Consider the following 14045-nt stretch of genomic DNA (forward strand, 5'->3'; position numbering starts at 1 on the left):
CGGCCGATGACCGACCAGAAGGACACTTCCATGACTGATCCCAACCAGCCGAACTCCCAGAACGTCCCCCCGGCACCGCCGGCCTACGAAGCGCCCGCCTACAGCAACGCGCCGCAGTACAACGCCGCCCCCTCGGGCGGATCGACCCCCGGCCGCACCATGGCGATCGTCGCGCTGATCCTCGCCATCATCCCTGGCACCCAGGTGATCGGTCTCATCCTCGGCATCGTGGCTCTCGTGCAGAGCCGCAAGGCCGGCGTGAAGAACGGTCTGGCGATCGCGGCGATTATCGTGAGCGTCGTCATCATGATCCTGGTGGTTGTAGTGATCATCATTGCAGTTGCCGCATTCCAGGCCAGTGGGGGTGGCGATCTCGTCAGTCAGGTGAACGCTTGCTTGGACGACCCCTCCGGCACCGTCACCTTCCAAGGCGTCACGATGACCTGCCAGGAACTGCTCGAGAACAGCGGGTACTGAGTCGTACGACGAGAGCCCTGGATGCGCGGCATCCGGGGCTCTTCGTCGTTGCGGGTCAGTCGGTGATCCGGCAGAACGTCGTCAGCTCACCGATGCCGTCGATGCCGACCGTGACCGTCGAGCGGTCGCGGAGGAAGATCTGCGGATCGCGGGAGTAGCCCGCGCCACCGGGGGAGCCGGTCGAGATGAGGGTGCCGGGGAGCAGGGTCGCCGACCGCGAAAGGTAGGAGACGAGCTTGGCGACGGGGTGGATCATCTGGCCCGTCGAGGCATCCTGCACCGTCTGCCCGTCGACGACGGCCCAGATGTGCAGATCCTGCGGGTCGGAGATCTCGTCCGCCGTCACGACGAAGGGGCCCGTCGGGGTGAAGCCGTCGAACGACTTGCACCGCGACCACTGCGCCTCGGAGAACTGGATGTCGCGGGCCGTGATGTCGTTGACGACCGTGTAGCCCCAGACGTGGTCGAGTGCGTGCTCGAGCGCGACGTCGCGGGCCGCTGGGCCGATCACGACACCGAGCTCGGCCTCGTAGTCGACCGACTGACTCAGCGAACGTGGCCAGGTGGTCGTCTGGCGGTGCCCGCCCAGGGAGCCCGGCCACAGCGTGAAGATGGTCGGAGCGGCGTCCGCTTTCAGCCCCAGCTCGCTCGAGTGCGCGGCGTAGTTCAAGCCCACGGCGATCGTGACGGGCGTGTCGAGGATCGCGGACGCGAACACGGGGGAGCCCAGCGGCATCCACTCGACCTCGGGGTCGGCGGCCGCGTCCCGGACGCGGGCGAGGAGGGCGTCACCTCCTTCGATGAGCCGCTGCAGGCGCGAGGGCGCACCGTCGAAGAGGCGCGACACCACCGTCGCGCGATCCTCCTCGACCAGGACCAGCTGCGGCTCGTCGACTCCGTCGGGGACAACGTGGGCGAAGCGCATGGTCCCAGGCTATCGTTCCCGTGCGCGGCGGCGGCTCGTGCGCGCCCGCCCCTAGGCTGAGCGCATGTCGTTCCCGTCGCCGCTCGCGCAGCCGACCCATTCGATGCCGGCGACGCCCCCGCCGGCTCCGCCGCGCCGGGACCTGCCCGTGCCCACGCCGGGAGCCGGGCGGACGATCCTCTGGATCGTGGGCATCGTGCTCGTCTTGGTGGCGCTCGGCCTCGCGGCCTACTTCCTGACCTTCCTCGGCCCCGTCGCCGCGGTCGTCGCGGGGGTCCTGGCGCTCGTCCCGCTCGCGCTCGTCCTGGTCGCGGTCCGGATCATCGACCGCTGGGAGCCGGAGCCCCGCGGCCTGGTGGTGTTCGCGCTCGCGTGGGGGGCGGTGGCATCCGTCGCCCTCACCCTGGCGGTCGACCTCGTCATCGGTCTCGTCGTCCCGCAGGTGCCGGAGACGTTGTCGGCTGTCGTGCAGGCGCCGATCGTGGAGGAGCTCGCCAAGGGCGCGGGGGTGCTGCTCGTCTTCGTCGCCGCGCGCCGCGCCTTCGACGGACCGGTGGACGGTGTCGTCTACGGCGCCCTCGTCGGGGCGGGGTTCGCCTTCACGGAGAACATCCTCTACTTCGCCGACAGCCTCATCACCGAGGGTGTCGAGAGCGCCGCCTACACGTTCTTCCTCCGTGGGGTCCTGTCGCCGTTCGCGCACGTGATGTTCACGGCAGTGACGGGGTACGCGCTCGGCCGGGCCGCGCGGATCGGGCTCCGCGGCTCCGCGGCGGCACCGCGGTGGCTCCTCGGAATCGTCGGGGCCATCGCTCTGCACGCCCTCTGGAACGGTTCCGCCGTGTTCGCCGACTTCTTCGCCCTCTACACGACACTCCAGGTACCGCTGTTCGTGCTGTTCATCGTCGGTGTCGTCCTGCTGCGACGCGAGGAGGCACGGTTGACCCGCGCGCGACTCGGCGACTACGCCGCGGCGGGGTGGTTCTCGCCCGGCGAGGTCGACATGCTGGCGACCCGCGCCGGTCGCGCGCGTGCGGTCGCCTGGGCGCGGACGCTGCCGGGGGACCGGTCCGCGGCGATGCGGCGCTTCATCGCCGAGGCGACCTCGCTGGCCGCCGCGCGGCAGCGCGTGGTGACCGGCCGCGACCCTGCGGCCGCCGTCGACGAGCGTGTTTACCTCGAGCGCGCCACGCGGGCCCGCGGGGACGTCCTCGCCCGCTGAGGGGGACTGCCGGAGAAAAGACTCAGCGCCCGGTGCCGCGGCGATGCCTGCGAGTCTTCCGGGCGCTGAGTTGGCCTGGAAAAATGATCCCGCTCACTCCCGACGCTGTCAAGACCCCCGCCCGCGGCGGGTTTTTCTATTCAGGGGAATAGGATCGGATGCGGCGACGTTTCGCCCTCTCGACCGCCGGAGCATTCCGGACCCCCAGACGAAGGACCACCATGACCGACTCCACCGCGACCCTCGACATCCCCGGCTACAAGGCGGGGACCTGGATCCTCGACGCCTCGCACAGCGAGGTCGGCTTCAGCGTCCGCCACATGATGATCTCGAAGGTCCGTGGCCACTTCAACGTCAAGGAGGCGACCCTCGTCGCCCCCGAGAACCCGCTCGAGGCCACTCTCGAGGCGAAGGTCGACGCGGCATCGCTCGACACCAAGGACGAGGGCCGCGACGGCCACCTCCGCAGCGCCGACTTCTTCGACGTCGAGACCTACCCCGAGATCACCTTCACGTCGACCGGTGTGCGCGTCGAGGGCGGCGACTTCCTCGTCGACGGCGACCTCACGATCAAGGACGTCACCAAGCCCGTCACCTTCGAGGTCGACTTCGGTGGCTTCGGCACCGACCCCTGGGGCAACTACAAGGCGGGTGCGACGGCGAAGACCGTCATCAACCGCGAGGACTTCGGTCTGACCTGGAACGCGGCGCTCGAGACCGGCGGCGTGCTCGTCGGCAAGGACGTCACCATCGAGCTCGACCTCCAGGGTTCCGTCCAGGCCTGACGGCTTTGACCACGGAGAGCGCCTCGGGTTGGATGGACTCATGACTGCAGACCGCACCAAGCCCGAGATCGACGCGCCTCAGGGTCCCGCACCCGCTGACCTGGTCGTCCGCGACCTGATCGAGGGGGACGGTGTCGAGGCGAAGCCCGGCGACACCGTCACCGTCCACTACGTGGGCGTCGAGTACCTCTCCGGTGAGGAGTTCGACTCGTCCTGGAACCGCGGCGAGAGCATCCAGTTCCCGCTCCGCGGCCTGATCCAGGGATGGCAGGACGGGATCCCGGGGATGAAGGTGGGCGGCCGGCGTGAACTCGTCATCCCGCCGCACCTCGCGTACGGTCCCGCCGGTGGACACTTCCTCGGCGGCAAGACGCTGATCTTCATCATCGATCTGCTCGACGTCGCCTGATCCGACGTCTCACGTGTGGCCCGGCCGTTCCTCGGTCGGGCCACACGTGCGCCCGGGCTCTGCCCTAAGGTGAGCACCATGGGGAACGAACGCCCGCGGGCACGGTGGACGGCGGTGCTCGCCGCGGCGGTACTCGCGTTGACCGTGGTCCTGACGCCCGGCGCGGCATCGGCGCAGACCGCGGCGCCCACCGGCACGCCCTCGCCCACGCCGACCCAGGCACCGACACCCACCCCGACACCCACCCCGACACCGACGGCATCCCCGTCCCCGGCGGTCACGGTCCACGGCTACTACCGCACGCCGTGGTCCACCGACCCGCGGGTCTACCGCACCCGGACGGACGGCAGCGTCACCGCGCTGTCGCGGGAGCAGTGGAAGGCCGCTGGGAGTCCCCGCATCCGCACCCTTCCCGTCACCTATGGGCGGGTGACGTGGTCCCCTCAGGTGTACGCACTGATCACCTGGCCGGACGGCACGGACGACCGCGGTGTCGACAAGGTCGTCGCGCTCGATCGGACGTCGTTCGTGAGCGCCGGCTCGCCGAAGGTCCGCCTGATGGGACATGTGTCGACGACGCGCTACTTCCGCTACCAGTCCGGGCCGTCGGACCTTTACGCGCGCACGCCCGACGGGAAGACGAAGAAGATGACGTCGGCGGAGCGGCGCGCGGCGGGTTCGCCGCGCGCGGGCTCCGTGGTGGCCGGCGGCTGGTACCGCGCCGTCTGGTCGCCCGCCGTGCACTTCGTCCGCACGAACGGATCGCACCGGGTGATCACGGCCGCGGAGTACCGGCGCGCCGGGAAGCCGCAGGTGGCGCGCGCTCCGGTCGTCTACGCGAAGACGGCATGGTCCCCGGTCGTCTACGGCCTCGTCACGTGGCCGACCTCGGCCGCCGACCGGAGCATCGACACCGTCGAAGCGCTCAGCGCGGCCGAGTACGCGCGGGCGGGCCGCCCGAAGACGACCATCCGCTCGCGGATCCCCGGCGATTCGTTCGTGCGCCTGTCGACGGGGTCCTTGATCCTCCACCGTATGGACGGCTATCTGACCCCGGTGACGACCGCGCAGTGGCGTTCCGCGGGGTCGCCCGCGGTCCGCACCGTCGCCCCCGGCAAGCCGATGTACATCCGCGGCATCCTGATCGTGAACAAGTCGATCCCGTTGCCGTCCTCCTACGGCAACGGGCTCCGTCCGGAGCTGACGAGCGCCTGGGCGAGGATGCGGGCCGACGCCAGGAAGGACGGCGTCTCGCTCTCGATCATCTCGGGCTTCCGCTCCTACGCCTCGCAGCAGAGCGTCTTCGCGAGCAAGGTCCGTCAGCACGGCAGGGCGGAGGCCGAACGGCGCTCGGCGCGACCCGGCCACAGCGAGCATCAGACCGGTTTGGCCATCGACGTCAATTCGATCTCGCAGTCCTGGGGCGAGACCCGCGCCGGCCGGTGGGTGGCCGCGAACGCGCATCGGTACGGTTTCATCGTGCGGTACCCCCGAGGCGAGGAGAAGGTGACCGGCTACCGCTGGGAGCCGTGGCACCTGCGGTACGTCGGCACGGGGGTGGCGACGCATCTGAAGAAGACCGGCCTCACGCTGGACGAGTACCTCGGTGTGACTTCGCGCTACTGACGGCGGGCGGTGACCTCGGTCCCCGTCGTGTAGACTCCTGTGGTTGCCGTTCGATCGGCCGCGGATAAAGAGAGCCCACGCATCAGGCGTCGGGCGCCGCGCAACGAAGAGGAAGGGGATCACCTATGGCACTGGAAGCAGACGTCAAGAAGGCGATCATCGAAGAGTACGCGACGCACCCCGGTGACACCGGATCCCCCGAGGTGCAGGTCGCGATGCTGACGCAGCGCATCAAGGACCTCACCGAGCACCTCAAGGAGCACAAGCACGACCACCACTCGCGTCGTGGGCTGTTCCTGCTCGTCGGTCAGCGCCGCCGTCTCCTGGGCTACCTCCAGGACGTCGACATCAACCGTTACCGCTCGCTCATCGAGCGCCTCGGCCTCCGTCGATAAGGCACCGCACCCAGCGTTCAATCGCGCAAAACATTCTTGAGAAGGCCGCCCCACGGTGTGGGGCGGTCTTCGTCGTTCCGGATCAGGCCCGCGCGGCGACGAGGTCGGGGTGCCAGATCGCGGCGACGTCCGGGTGCGCCCGCAGCCGCGACTTGAGCGCGTTCTCGCCGTGGAGCCCGTGGATGGGGTTGCGGGGGTCCTGCGACACCCCGCGCGCCTGAGCGGCCAGGTCGGCCGGGAGGTCGATCGCGGGCAGCTCGGCGTCGAGTGACGGGTTGAAGAAGAACGGGACCGAGATGCGGTCCTCGGGTGCCCGGGGCGAGACGACGCGATGGTTGGTCGCGGTGAGGTACCCGCCGGTGGCGTGTTCGAGCAGTTCGCCGATGTTGACGACGAAGGATCCCGGAACGGCGGGTGCGTCGATCCATTCGCCGTCGCGCTCGACCTGCAGGCCGCCCTTGCCGGGCTCGACCCACAGCAGCGTGACGACACCCGCATCCTTGTGCGCACCGACGCCCTGCTGGGGCTCGGGCGCAGCGGACCCCGGGTAGCGGACGATCTTGAGCAGGGTCTGCGCCTCGCCGAAGTGGTCGTCGAAGTAGGTCGCGGGTGCGCCGAGGGCCTCGGCCCACGCGCGCAGCAGCGTCCGGGCCACGTCCGACAGGATCGTCGTCCACTCCTCGGCGATCCCGCGGAGTTCGGGCTGGGCGCTCGGCCACAGGTTGGGTCCGACGAGCGCGGCGTAGGCGGGGGCGTCCGGGTCGGTCACCGCCGGGCGCTCCGGTCCGATGTCGATCTGCTCGCGCCAGTCCACGAGGCCCTGCGTGCGCTCGCCGCCGATACGCGTGTACCCGCGGAAGTGCGGGCTCTTCACGTTCTCGATCTCGAGCTTCGCCTCGTCGGGCAGCGCGAAGAAGGTGCGCGCGGCGCGGTGGAGGCGGGCCTCGAGTTCGGGGGAGACGCCCGTGCCGGTGAGGTAGAAGAACCCGACCTCGTGGGTGACCCGGCGCAGTTCGGCACGGAACGCGTCGGCGGCCTCGGGCCCCTGATCGAGCAGTGAGAGGTCGAGGACGGGGAGGCTCTGAGCGGACATGGTCCGAGGATAAGCAGGCCGCCCCGGCGTGCCGCCCAATGTTGCGGGTCGTTACCGGCTCAGTGGAACGGGGCGGCGACGCGATTGCGGTGGTAGTCGAAGATGATGCTCGTCCGGGTGTTCGCGACGCTGCGCTGCGCGGAGAGGTGCTCGACGACGAAGGCCCGCACCTCGCTGGAGTCCGCGACGGCGATGTGGATGAGGAAGTCGTCCGACCCGCCGAGGAAGAACATCTGGATGACCTGGGGGAGCCCGCGCACCTCGTGGGCGAACTCCGTGATGCTCTCGTGGCGCGAGCCGGGTCGCAGCGTCACGTGCACCATCGCCTGGAGTCCCGCACCGACGACCCGCTGGTCCACGCTCGCGTGGAAGCCGGTGAGGACCCCGCGCTCCACCAGCGCGCGGGTGCGGGCGTGCGCGGTCGACGGTGCCACCCCGATGCGGGCGGCGAGTTCCGCGTTCGTGAGCCGCGCATCGGCGGCGAGGGCGTCGACGATCGAACGATCGACCTCGTCGAGGTGGACGGCGGGTCGAAGATCCTTCGCCCGGTCGTGCGAAATAGCCGTCATTCCGTCTCCTTCTTCCGTCCCCAGGCCATCTTCACCGAAGGATGTTCCGTTGTCACACGTTCGTCACGAATCATCTGCAGGATGAATCCACATCACTCGCCGACGAGGAGCGTGCCGCCATGCGCATCGGGGTCCCCACTGAGATCAAGAACAACGAGAACCGGGTGGCGATCACCCCCGCCGGTGTGGACGCCCTCGTCTCCCGCGGTCATGAGGTCCTCGTGCAGTCCGGGGCCGGCGCGGGCTCCCGCCTCTCCGACGACGCCTTCGCGGCGGCCGGTGCGACGATCACGCCGGACGCCGAATCGACCTGGGGCGACGCCGAGCTCGTGGTGAAGGTCAAGGAGCCCATCGCCGCCGAGTACGGTCACCTCCGGGGCGACCTCACCCTCTTCGCCTACCTCCACCTGGCCGCGGACCGACCGCTCACCGACGCCCTCATTGCGGCGGGAACCACCGCCGTGGCGTACGAGACCGTGCAGGCGGCGGATCGGTCGCTGCCCCTCCTGTCGCCCATGAGCGAGGTCGCCGGCCGGATCTCCATCACCGTCGGCGCGCACACGCTCATGAGTGCCGCAGGCGGCCGCGGCACCCTCCTGGGCGGGGTCGCCGGGACGCCGAAGGCAAAGGTCGTCGTCATCGGCGGCGGGGTGGCCGGCGAGCACGCGGCGGCGAACGCCCTCGGGATGGGTGCGAACGTCACCGTCATCGATGTCTCGCTGCCGCGGCTGCGTGAGCTCGAGAAACGGTATGCCGGCCTGCACACCCGCGCCTCCAGCCGGTACGAGATCGCGGAGCAGGTGGCATCCGCTGATCTCGTCATCGGATCGGTCCTCATCCCGGGTGCGGCGGCGCCGAAGCTCGTCACGCTCGACATGGTGGCGGGCATGAAGGCGGGCGCGGTCCTCGTCGACATCGCGATCGACCAGGGCGGCTGCTTCGAGGGTTCGCGTCCGACCACGCACGACGACCCCACGTTCGCCGTCCACGACGCCGTGTACTACTGCGTCGCGAACATGCCCGGCGCGGTGCCCGAGACCTCCACGCGCGCCCTCACGAACGCAACGCTGCCCTACGTCACGGCGCTCGCCGACAAGGGGTGGGATGCCGCATCGGCGGCCGATCCCGCGCTGGCCAAGGGACTGAACGTGCGAGCGGGGCGGGTCGTCAACGAGGGCGTCGCCGCGGCGTTCGGCCTGTCGTTCGCCCCCGCCTGACTCCTCTCAGGTACTGGGCGTCCCGCTCGGCGCGCCCGGCCGCCGCGACCCCGTCGGGTCGTTGCGCCGTCCGTCGCTCCGCGTGAGGTCGGGGTCGGCGAAGAGCCATCCGGGGCGCGGTTCGATCAGCGGGCGGAAGACGCGGCGGACCGGTCGGGACGCCAGGAGCACCGTGATCGCCACCGACAGGAGGGCGACGAGCGGCAGCCACAGCCACGTCGGATCGAGTCCGCGCAGCACCCCCGATTCCCGGAACGGGTAGAGCACGAAGGAGTGCAGGAGGTAGACGTACATCGTGTACCGTCCGATCGAGGTCCAGCGGTACGGCAGCACGAGCCGGAAGATGGCGAGGGCGAGCAGGAACCAGAGGGTCCACGACGGCTGGGTGAGGTTCGGGTTCGCCTGGCCCTCGACGAGGAACTTCGTCAGCGTCCACAGGCCCTCGAAGATCACGTACGGCACGACGATGTCGGTGAGGAGACGGGTCATCCGTCGTCTGCTCGGCGGGTCGGAGCGCGAGAAGTAGCCCGAGATGAGCGCGAACGCCGGCATGTGGAACGCGTAGATCAGGAAGTAGAGGCTCTGCGCGATGTCCGAGTCGTACGTCAGCCGCTGGATGGCGTGCCCGAGGACGACGAGCAGTACCTGCGGGAATACCGTGGACACCACGGCGTTGACACCGGTATATTCACTTGCATGAATCGGGCGCGATCCGTCCGGGAATCGAGAGGGACACCGTGAGCGACACCAGCAGCACCACCACCACCTGGCCCGGGGTGCAGTTCGGCATCTTCACCGTCACCGACATCACGCAGGACCCCACCACGGGTCACACGCCGAGCGAGCGAGAGCGCATTGCGGCGACCGTCGAGATCGCCAAGCACGCCGAAGAGGTGGGCCTCGACGTCTTCGCCATCGGCGAGCACCACAACCCCCCGTTCTGGTCGTCCTCGCCGACGACGACGCTCGCGTACATCGCGGCGCAGACCGAGCGCCTCATCCTCTCGACCTCGACGACGCTCATCACGACGAACGACCCCGTGAAGATCGCCGAGGACTACGCGATGTTGCAGCACCTGTCGGGCGGTCGCATGGACCTCATGCTCGGGCGCGGCAACACCGGTCCCGTCTACCCCTGGTTCGGCAAGGACATCCGTCAGGGCGTGCCGCTCGCGATCGAGAACTACGCCCTGCTCCACAAGCTGTGGCGTGAGGACGTCGTCGACTTCGAGGGCACGTTCCGCACGCCGCTGCAGGGCTTCACCTCGACGCCGCGGCCGCTCGACGGTGTGCCGCCCTTCGTGTGGCACGGCTCGATCCGCACGCCCGAGATCGCCGAGCAGGCCGCGTACTACGGCGACGGCTTCTTCGCGAACAACATCTTCTGGCCCGCCGAGCACTACCAGCGCCTGATCGGCCTCTACCGTCAGCGCTGGGAGCACTACGGCCACGGGGCTCCCGAGACGGCGATCGTCGGCATCGGCGGTCAGGCGTTCATGGCGAAGAACTCGCAGGATGCCGTCGCGCAGTTCCGCCCGTACTTCGACAACGCCCCCGTCTACGGCCACGGCCCGTCGATGGAGGACTTCACCGAGATGACGCCGCTCACCGTCGGTTCGCCGCAGCAGGTGATCGACCGGTACGCAGGCATGCGCGACCTGTTCGGCGACTTCCAGCGTCAGCTCTTCCTCGTCGACCACGCGGGGCTTCCGTTGAAGACCGTGCTCGAGCAGCTCGACTTCCTCGGCGGCGAGGTCGTGCCGGTGCTCCGCAAGGAGCTGGCGAAGGATCGGCCGGCCATCGTCCCCGATGCCCCCACCCACGCGGCGCGGGTGGCTGCCACGTACGGTGACGGTCCGGTCCGTGAGGCCCGCCCGCGTGCGAACCGCGGCGACAACCTCTCCGGCCCGAGCCCGTACCAGGACACCCCGGCTCCCGTCGGCGCCGCGTTCGGTCTGGGCGGTGCACGATGACCGCCCGTCGCATCGCGGTCGTCTCCGCCGGGCTGTCGAACCCGTCGTCGACGCGGATGCTGGCCGACAAGCTGGCGACCGCCGTGCTCGCGGACCTGAAGGAACGGGGGGTGGAGGCATCCGTCGACACCTTCGAACTCCGCGAGTACGCGCACGACATCACGAACAACCTGCTCACCGGGTTCGCCCCGCCCGCCCTCGAGACGATGATCAACACGGTCGTGTCGGCCGACGCGCTCATCGTCGTGACGCCGATCTTCTCGACGAGCTACTCGGGCCTGTTCAAGTCGTTCATCGACGTGCTCGACCCCGACGCGCTGCAGGGCAAGCCCGTCCTCATCGGGGCGAACGCGGGGACGGCGCGGCACTCGCTCGCGATCGACTACGCGATCCGTCCGCTGTTCGCCTACCTGCACGCCGAGGCGGTCTCGACCGGTGTGTTCGCCGCGTCCTCGGACTGGGGTGCCCGCGCCGACGACGTCTCGCCGCTGTCGGCTCGCATCGAGCGCGGCGCACGGGAACTGGCGGATGCCGTGACGCGGCGCCCGGCCGGCGAGACGCTCGACCCGTTCGACCCCGAGTCCTACCTCGGCAAGGGCGGCTCGTTCGGCCACCTGCTCGGCGGTCTCACGGGGGAGTGACCCCGTCAGCGTGAGCGGCGGCCCGTCCAGCGGGCCGCCGCCGCGTCGATCGTCACGCCCAGGATGATCGCGACGGCGATGGAGACGATGACGGCCAGCGCGGGGCTCCCCGGCAGGAGACCGCCGATCGCGGCACCCACGACCGCCTGGTAGAGCGCCCAGACGCTCGCCGCGACCGCGACCGCACCCAGGTACCGGGCCGCGGGCACCCTCGTCGCTCCCGCGGTGAGGTTGACCGCGAGCCGCGCGAAGGGGATGAACCGCGCTGTGAACACCACCGTCGCCGTCCCGCGCGACAGGCGGGCTCCCGCCCACTCGAACGCGGCACGGATGCGGCGGTGCCGCATCCATCCCCACCGCTCCACGCCGGCGAACCGTCCCACGCCGTAGCAGAGCGCGTCGCCGCAGAAGGCGGCGACGGCGGCCACCGCGACGACGGCGGCGAGCGGGGGCGTCCCGGTGGCGGCTGCGAGCGCTCCCGCCGCGGTGACGGCCACCTCGCCCGGGACGACGACGAGGACGGCGTCGGCGAGGACGAGGGCGAAGAGCGCCGGCAGCGCCCACGGGCCCGCCGCGACGCTCGTCAGCAGATCGGCGAACACGGCGCCTGTGTAGCAGGCGGGGGTGAACGACGCGCGAACGGGGGACGGCGCGGAACCGGTCGGTGGACGCGCGGGGAGGGGTGGATGAACACTCCGCGATCCGGGCCTTCCGCGCTGTGTCAGGGCTCCGCCGCCCGTCACCCTGGTGCTGTGAGAGTCGCGGTCGTCACCGAGTCCTTCCTCCCGCACATGAATGGGGTCACCGGATCCGTCCTGCAGATCCGGGATCATCTCGAACGACGCGGGCACGACGTGTTCGTCATCGCGCCCGCCGCCGGACGCCGGGAGCTCGGGATGCCGGGCCGCGCCGTGCCGTCCGTCCCGCTGCCGCGGTACCCCGCCGTCCGTCTCGCCGTGCCGCCGGTCGCCTCGCTCGTCCGCGACCTCGCCCGCTTCGACGCGGACGTGGTCCACCTCGCCTCGCCGTTCCTGCTCGGGTGGCAGGGGCTGCTCGCCGCGGAGGCGCGCCGGCTGCCGAGCGTCGCCGTGTACCAGACCGACGTCGTCTCGTACGCGGGGAGGTACGGGCTCCCGCAGGGGGCCGCCCTGGCCGAGGCGCACGTGCGCCGGCTGCACCGCCGTGCGACCCTCACCCTCGCCCCCTCCGCGTCGGCGCGCGCGCAGCTCGAGGGGTTCGGCGTCGACCGCGTCGCGCTGTGGGGACGCGGCGTCGACGGTGCGCGGTTCACGCCGAGCCGACGCGACGAGCGGTGGCGGCGGAGCGTCGCCCCCGGCGAGGTGATCGTCGGGTACGTGGGGAGACTGGCTCCCGAGAAGCAGGTGGAGGACCTCGCGGCGCTGCGGGGGATCCCCGGCATCCGTCTCGTCATCGTCGGGGACGGGCCTGCGCGACCGGTCCTCGAGCAGCTCCTGCCGGACGCGGTCTTCCTCGGCCACCTCGACGGCGACGCGCTGGCGACCGCGCTCGCGTCGTTCGACGTCTTCGTCCACCCCGGCGAGAGCGAGACTTTCGGCCAGACGATCCAGGAGGCGCAGGCCAGCGGCGTCCCGGTCGTGGCGACGGGGGCCGGCGGTCCCGTCGACCTCGTCCGCAGCAGCGTCGACGGGTGGCTCTACCGCCCGGGCGACGCGGACGACCTGCGCGCGCGGGTCGCCGACCTCGCCGGCGACGGCGCGAAGCGGCGCGCCTTTGCCCGCGCCGCCCGCGACGCGGTGTCGGGACGCACCTGGGAGGCGCTCGCGGACCGCCTCGTCGAGCATTACGACCGTGCTGCGATGCTGCACCGGACGGATGCCGGGCGCCGGGCCCTCGCGTGGCCCCGCCCGGACGTCGCCGCCCCCGGCGCCGCGGAGGGGCGCTCCTGGTCCCGATACGTCGCGCTGGGGGACTCGATCTCCGAGGGCCTGTGCGATGCGTCCCGCATGCCGCGGGGTGCGTTCCGCGGATGGGCCGACCGGCTCGCGCACCTGCTCGCGCTGAGCGGCGGGGAGCGTCGTGCCTTCCGTTACGCGAACCTGGCCGTCCGCAGTCGCCGCGTCGCGCACCTCGTCGAGGAGCAGCTGCCCCGCTGTCTCGAGATGCGCCCCGACCTGGTGTCGGTGCTGATCGGCGCCAACGACCTCACGCAGGTGCGGTGCGACCCGGTCGCGCTGGCCGCGCAGGTGGAGGACGCCGTGACCCGCCTCCGCGACGCGGGGTGCGACGTGCTGCTTGCGACGGTCTTCCTCCCGGACAGGTGGGCGGCGGGCGTTTTCACCCGACGCTTCGCCGTCTACAACGCGCACCTGCGCCGGGCGGCCGCGCGCACCGGCGCGATCCTCCTCGACCTCGCGGCCCTCCCCGAGCTGTCGCGCGTCGAGCTCTGGGCCGACGACAAGGTGCACCTGCGCTCGCGGGGGCATCGCTACGTCGCCTATCGCGCCGCCGAGGCGGTCGGCATGCCCGACGCCGAGGCGCTCGCCGGTCTCGACGAGGCGTTCCACGTCGACGAGGAGCCCCCGGCCGGCTCGTGGCTGCGCCGCGATGCGCTGCCGTGGGTGTGGCGCCGGCTGCGGGGCCGGACGGCCGGGGACGGGCTGACGGCGAAGGTCCCGGACTACGTCCTGGTCGGCCGTCCCGCCGGGCGGGCCGGCGTGCAGCGCTGAACGGC

The 14045-nt window shown here is 71.0% G+C and carries 15 protein-coding genes; 10 read left to right on the forward strand and 5 right to left on the reverse strand.

Features of this window, described 5'->3' with window-relative positions; translation table 11 throughout:
* Nucleotides 1-6 precede the first annotated feature (6 nt).
* Entirely contained in the window at nucleotides 7-477 is a 471-nt protein-coding gene (locus ACPEH0_RS12875; RefSeq protein ID WP_366214349.1) for a DUF4190 domain-containing protein, read from the forward strand.
* A 55-nt stretch (nucleotides 478-532) separates the two neighbouring features.
* On the opposite strand, the gene ACPEH0_RS12880 is transcribed toward ACPEH0_RS12875, so the two are convergent.
* On the reverse strand, nucleotides 533-1402 hold the full coding sequence (locus ACPEH0_RS12880) for a fumarylacetoacetate hydrolase family protein (protein ID WP_217531402.1): 870 nt from the start codon (nucleotides 1400-1402) through the stop codon (nucleotides 533-535).
* A 64-nt stretch (nucleotides 1403-1466) separates the two neighbouring features.
* Here ACPEH0_RS12880 and ACPEH0_RS12885 point away from each other — a divergent pair, with 64 nt between their 5' ends.
* The 5 genes from ACPEH0_RS12885 (at nucleotide 1467) to rpsO (ending at nucleotide 5839) form a co-directional block, all read left to right on the forward strand.
* Nucleotides 1467-2624: a PrsW family intramembrane metalloprotease gene (locus ACPEH0_RS12885; protein WP_217531401.1), complete on the forward strand. Its 1158-nt coding sequence runs from the start codon at nucleotides 1467-1469 to the stop codon at nucleotides 2622-2624.
* Between the two features lie 221 nt (nucleotides 2625-2845).
* Entirely contained in the window at nucleotides 2846-3409 is a 564-nt protein-coding gene (locus ACPEH0_RS12890; protein WP_064003157.1) for a YceI family protein, read from the forward strand.
* A 40-nt stretch (nucleotides 3410-3449) separates the two neighbouring features.
* Nucleotides 3450-3818, forward strand: coding sequence for an FKBP-type peptidyl-prolyl cis-trans isomerase (locus ACPEH0_RS12895; protein WP_217531400.1), 369 nt, complete (start codon nucleotides 3450-3452; stop codon nucleotides 3816-3818).
* Between the two features lie 78 nt (nucleotides 3819-3896).
* Entirely contained in the window at nucleotides 3897-5444 is a 1548-nt protein-coding gene (locus ACPEH0_RS12900) for a M15 family metallopeptidase (RefSeq protein WP_366214350.1), read from the forward strand.
* Nucleotides 5445-5569: 125 nt separating this feature from the next.
* Nucleotides 5570-5839, forward strand: coding sequence for a 30S ribosomal protein S15 (gene rpsO, locus ACPEH0_RS12905; RefSeq protein WP_018187174.1), 270 nt, complete (start codon nucleotides 5570-5572; stop codon nucleotides 5837-5839).
* 82 nt (nucleotides 5840-5921) lie between these two features.
* Here rpsO and ACPEH0_RS12910 read toward each other — a convergent pair whose 3' ends face one another.
* Together ACPEH0_RS12910 and ACPEH0_RS12915 are read right to left on the reverse strand one after the other, a co-directional pair.
* Complete coding sequence (locus ACPEH0_RS12910; protein ID WP_217531399.1) at nucleotides 5922-6932, reverse strand: isopenicillin N synthase family dioxygenase; 1011 nt, start codon at nucleotides 6930-6932, stop codon at nucleotides 5922-5924.
* A gap of 59 nt (nucleotides 6933-6991) precedes the next feature.
* Nucleotides 6992-7501: an Lrp/AsnC family transcriptional regulator gene (locus ACPEH0_RS12915; protein ID WP_366214351.1), complete on the reverse strand. Its 510-nt coding sequence runs from the start codon at nucleotides 7499-7501 to the stop codon at nucleotides 6992-6994.
* Between the two features lie 119 nt (nucleotides 7502-7620).
* On the opposite strand from ACPEH0_RS12915, the gene ald reads away from it, so the two are divergent.
* On the forward strand, nucleotides 7621-8718 hold the full coding sequence (gene ald, locus ACPEH0_RS12920) for an alanine dehydrogenase (protein WP_311289752.1): 1098 nt from the start codon (nucleotides 7621-7623) through the stop codon (nucleotides 8716-8718).
* Between the two features lie 6 nt (nucleotides 8719-8724).
* On the opposite strand, the gene ACPEH0_RS12925 is transcribed toward ald, so the two are convergent.
* Nucleotides 8725-9384 carry an acyltransferase family protein gene (locus ACPEH0_RS12925; RefSeq protein ID WP_366214353.1) on the reverse strand — a complete coding sequence of 220 codons (660 nt, stop codon included), beginning with the start codon at nucleotides 9382-9384 and terminating at the stop codon, nucleotides 8725-8727.
* A gap of 110 nt (nucleotides 9385-9494) precedes the next feature.
* Between ACPEH0_RS12925 and ACPEH0_RS12930 the strand changes: the two genes are divergently transcribed.
* Complete coding sequence (locus ACPEH0_RS12930) at nucleotides 9495-10691, forward strand: LLM class flavin-dependent oxidoreductase (RefSeq protein WP_359920866.1); 1197 nt, start codon at nucleotides 9495-9497, stop codon at nucleotides 10689-10691.
* On the forward strand, nucleotides 10688-11332 hold the full coding sequence (locus tag ACPEH0_RS12935; RefSeq protein WP_366214354.1) for an FMN reductase: 645 nt from the start codon (nucleotides 10688-10690) through the stop codon (nucleotides 11330-11332). The genes ACPEH0_RS12930 and ACPEH0_RS12935 overlap by 4 nt, the downstream gene beginning before the upstream one ends.
* Nucleotides 11333-11337: 5 nt before the next feature.
* Here ACPEH0_RS12935 and ACPEH0_RS12940 read toward each other — a convergent pair whose 3' ends face one another.
* Nucleotides 11338-11934 (reverse strand): DedA family protein, encoded by a 597-nt coding sequence (locus tag ACPEH0_RS12940; RefSeq protein WP_366214355.1) that lies wholly within the window; start codon nucleotides 11932-11934, stop codon nucleotides 11338-11340.
* A gap of 150 nt (nucleotides 11935-12084) precedes the next feature.
* Between ACPEH0_RS12940 and ACPEH0_RS12945 the strand changes: the two genes are divergently transcribed.
* Entirely contained in the window at nucleotides 12085-14040 is a 1956-nt protein-coding gene (locus ACPEH0_RS12945) for a glycosyltransferase (protein ID WP_217531395.1), read from the forward strand.
* Nucleotides 14041-14045: the final 5 nt, after the last annotated feature.

The organism is Microbacterium sp. NPDC079356, from assembly GCF_049545465.1.
Classification (GTDB): domain Bacteria; phylum Actinomycetota; class Actinomycetes; order Actinomycetales; family Microbacteriaceae; genus Microbacterium; species Microbacterium gawkjiense.

What these genes read in the sequence shown, in the direction of transcription:
- ACPEH0_RS12875 (WP_366214349.1), top strand. Translation starts at nt 7, where the DNA reads ATGACCGACCAGAAGGACACTTCCATGACTGATCCCAACCAGCCGAAC.
- ACPEH0_RS12880 (WP_217531402.1), bottom strand. Translation starts at nt 1,402, where the DNA reads ATGCGCTTCGCCCACGTTGTCCCCGACGGAGTCGACGAGCCGCAGCTG.
- ACPEH0_RS12885 (WP_217531401.1), top strand. Translation starts at nt 1,467, where the DNA reads ATGTCGTTCCCGTCGCCGCTCGCGCAGCCGACCCATTCGATGCCGGCG.
- ACPEH0_RS12890 (WP_064003157.1), top strand. Translation starts at nt 2,846, where the DNA reads ATGACCGACTCCACCGCGACCCTCGACATCCCCGGCTACAAGGCGGGG.
- ACPEH0_RS12895 (WP_217531400.1), top strand. Translation starts at nt 3,450, where the DNA reads ATGACTGCAGACCGCACCAAGCCCGAGATCGACGCGCCTCAGGGTCCC.
- ACPEH0_RS12900 (WP_366214350.1), top strand. Translation starts at nt 3,897, where the DNA reads ATGGGGAACGAACGCCCGCGGGCACGGTGGACGGCGGTGCTCGCCGCG.
- rpsO (WP_018187174.1), top strand. Translation starts at nt 5,570, where the DNA reads ATGGCACTGGAAGCAGACGTCAAGAAGGCGATCATCGAAGAGTACGCG.
- ACPEH0_RS12910 (WP_217531399.1), bottom strand. Translation starts at nt 6,932, where the DNA reads ATGTCCGCTCAGAGCCTCCCCGTCCTCGACCTCTCACTGCTCGATCAG.
- ACPEH0_RS12915 (WP_366214351.1), bottom strand. Translation starts at nt 7,501, where the DNA reads ATGACGGCTATTTCGCACGACCGGGCGAAGGATCTTCGACCCGCCGTC.
- ald (WP_311289752.1), top strand. Translation starts at nt 7,621, where the DNA reads ATGCGCATCGGGGTCCCCACTGAGATCAAGAACAACGAGAACCGGGTG.
- ACPEH0_RS12935 (WP_366214354.1), top strand. Translation starts at nt 10,688, where the DNA reads ATGACCGCCCGTCGCATCGCGGTCGTCTCCGCCGGGCTGTCGAACCCG.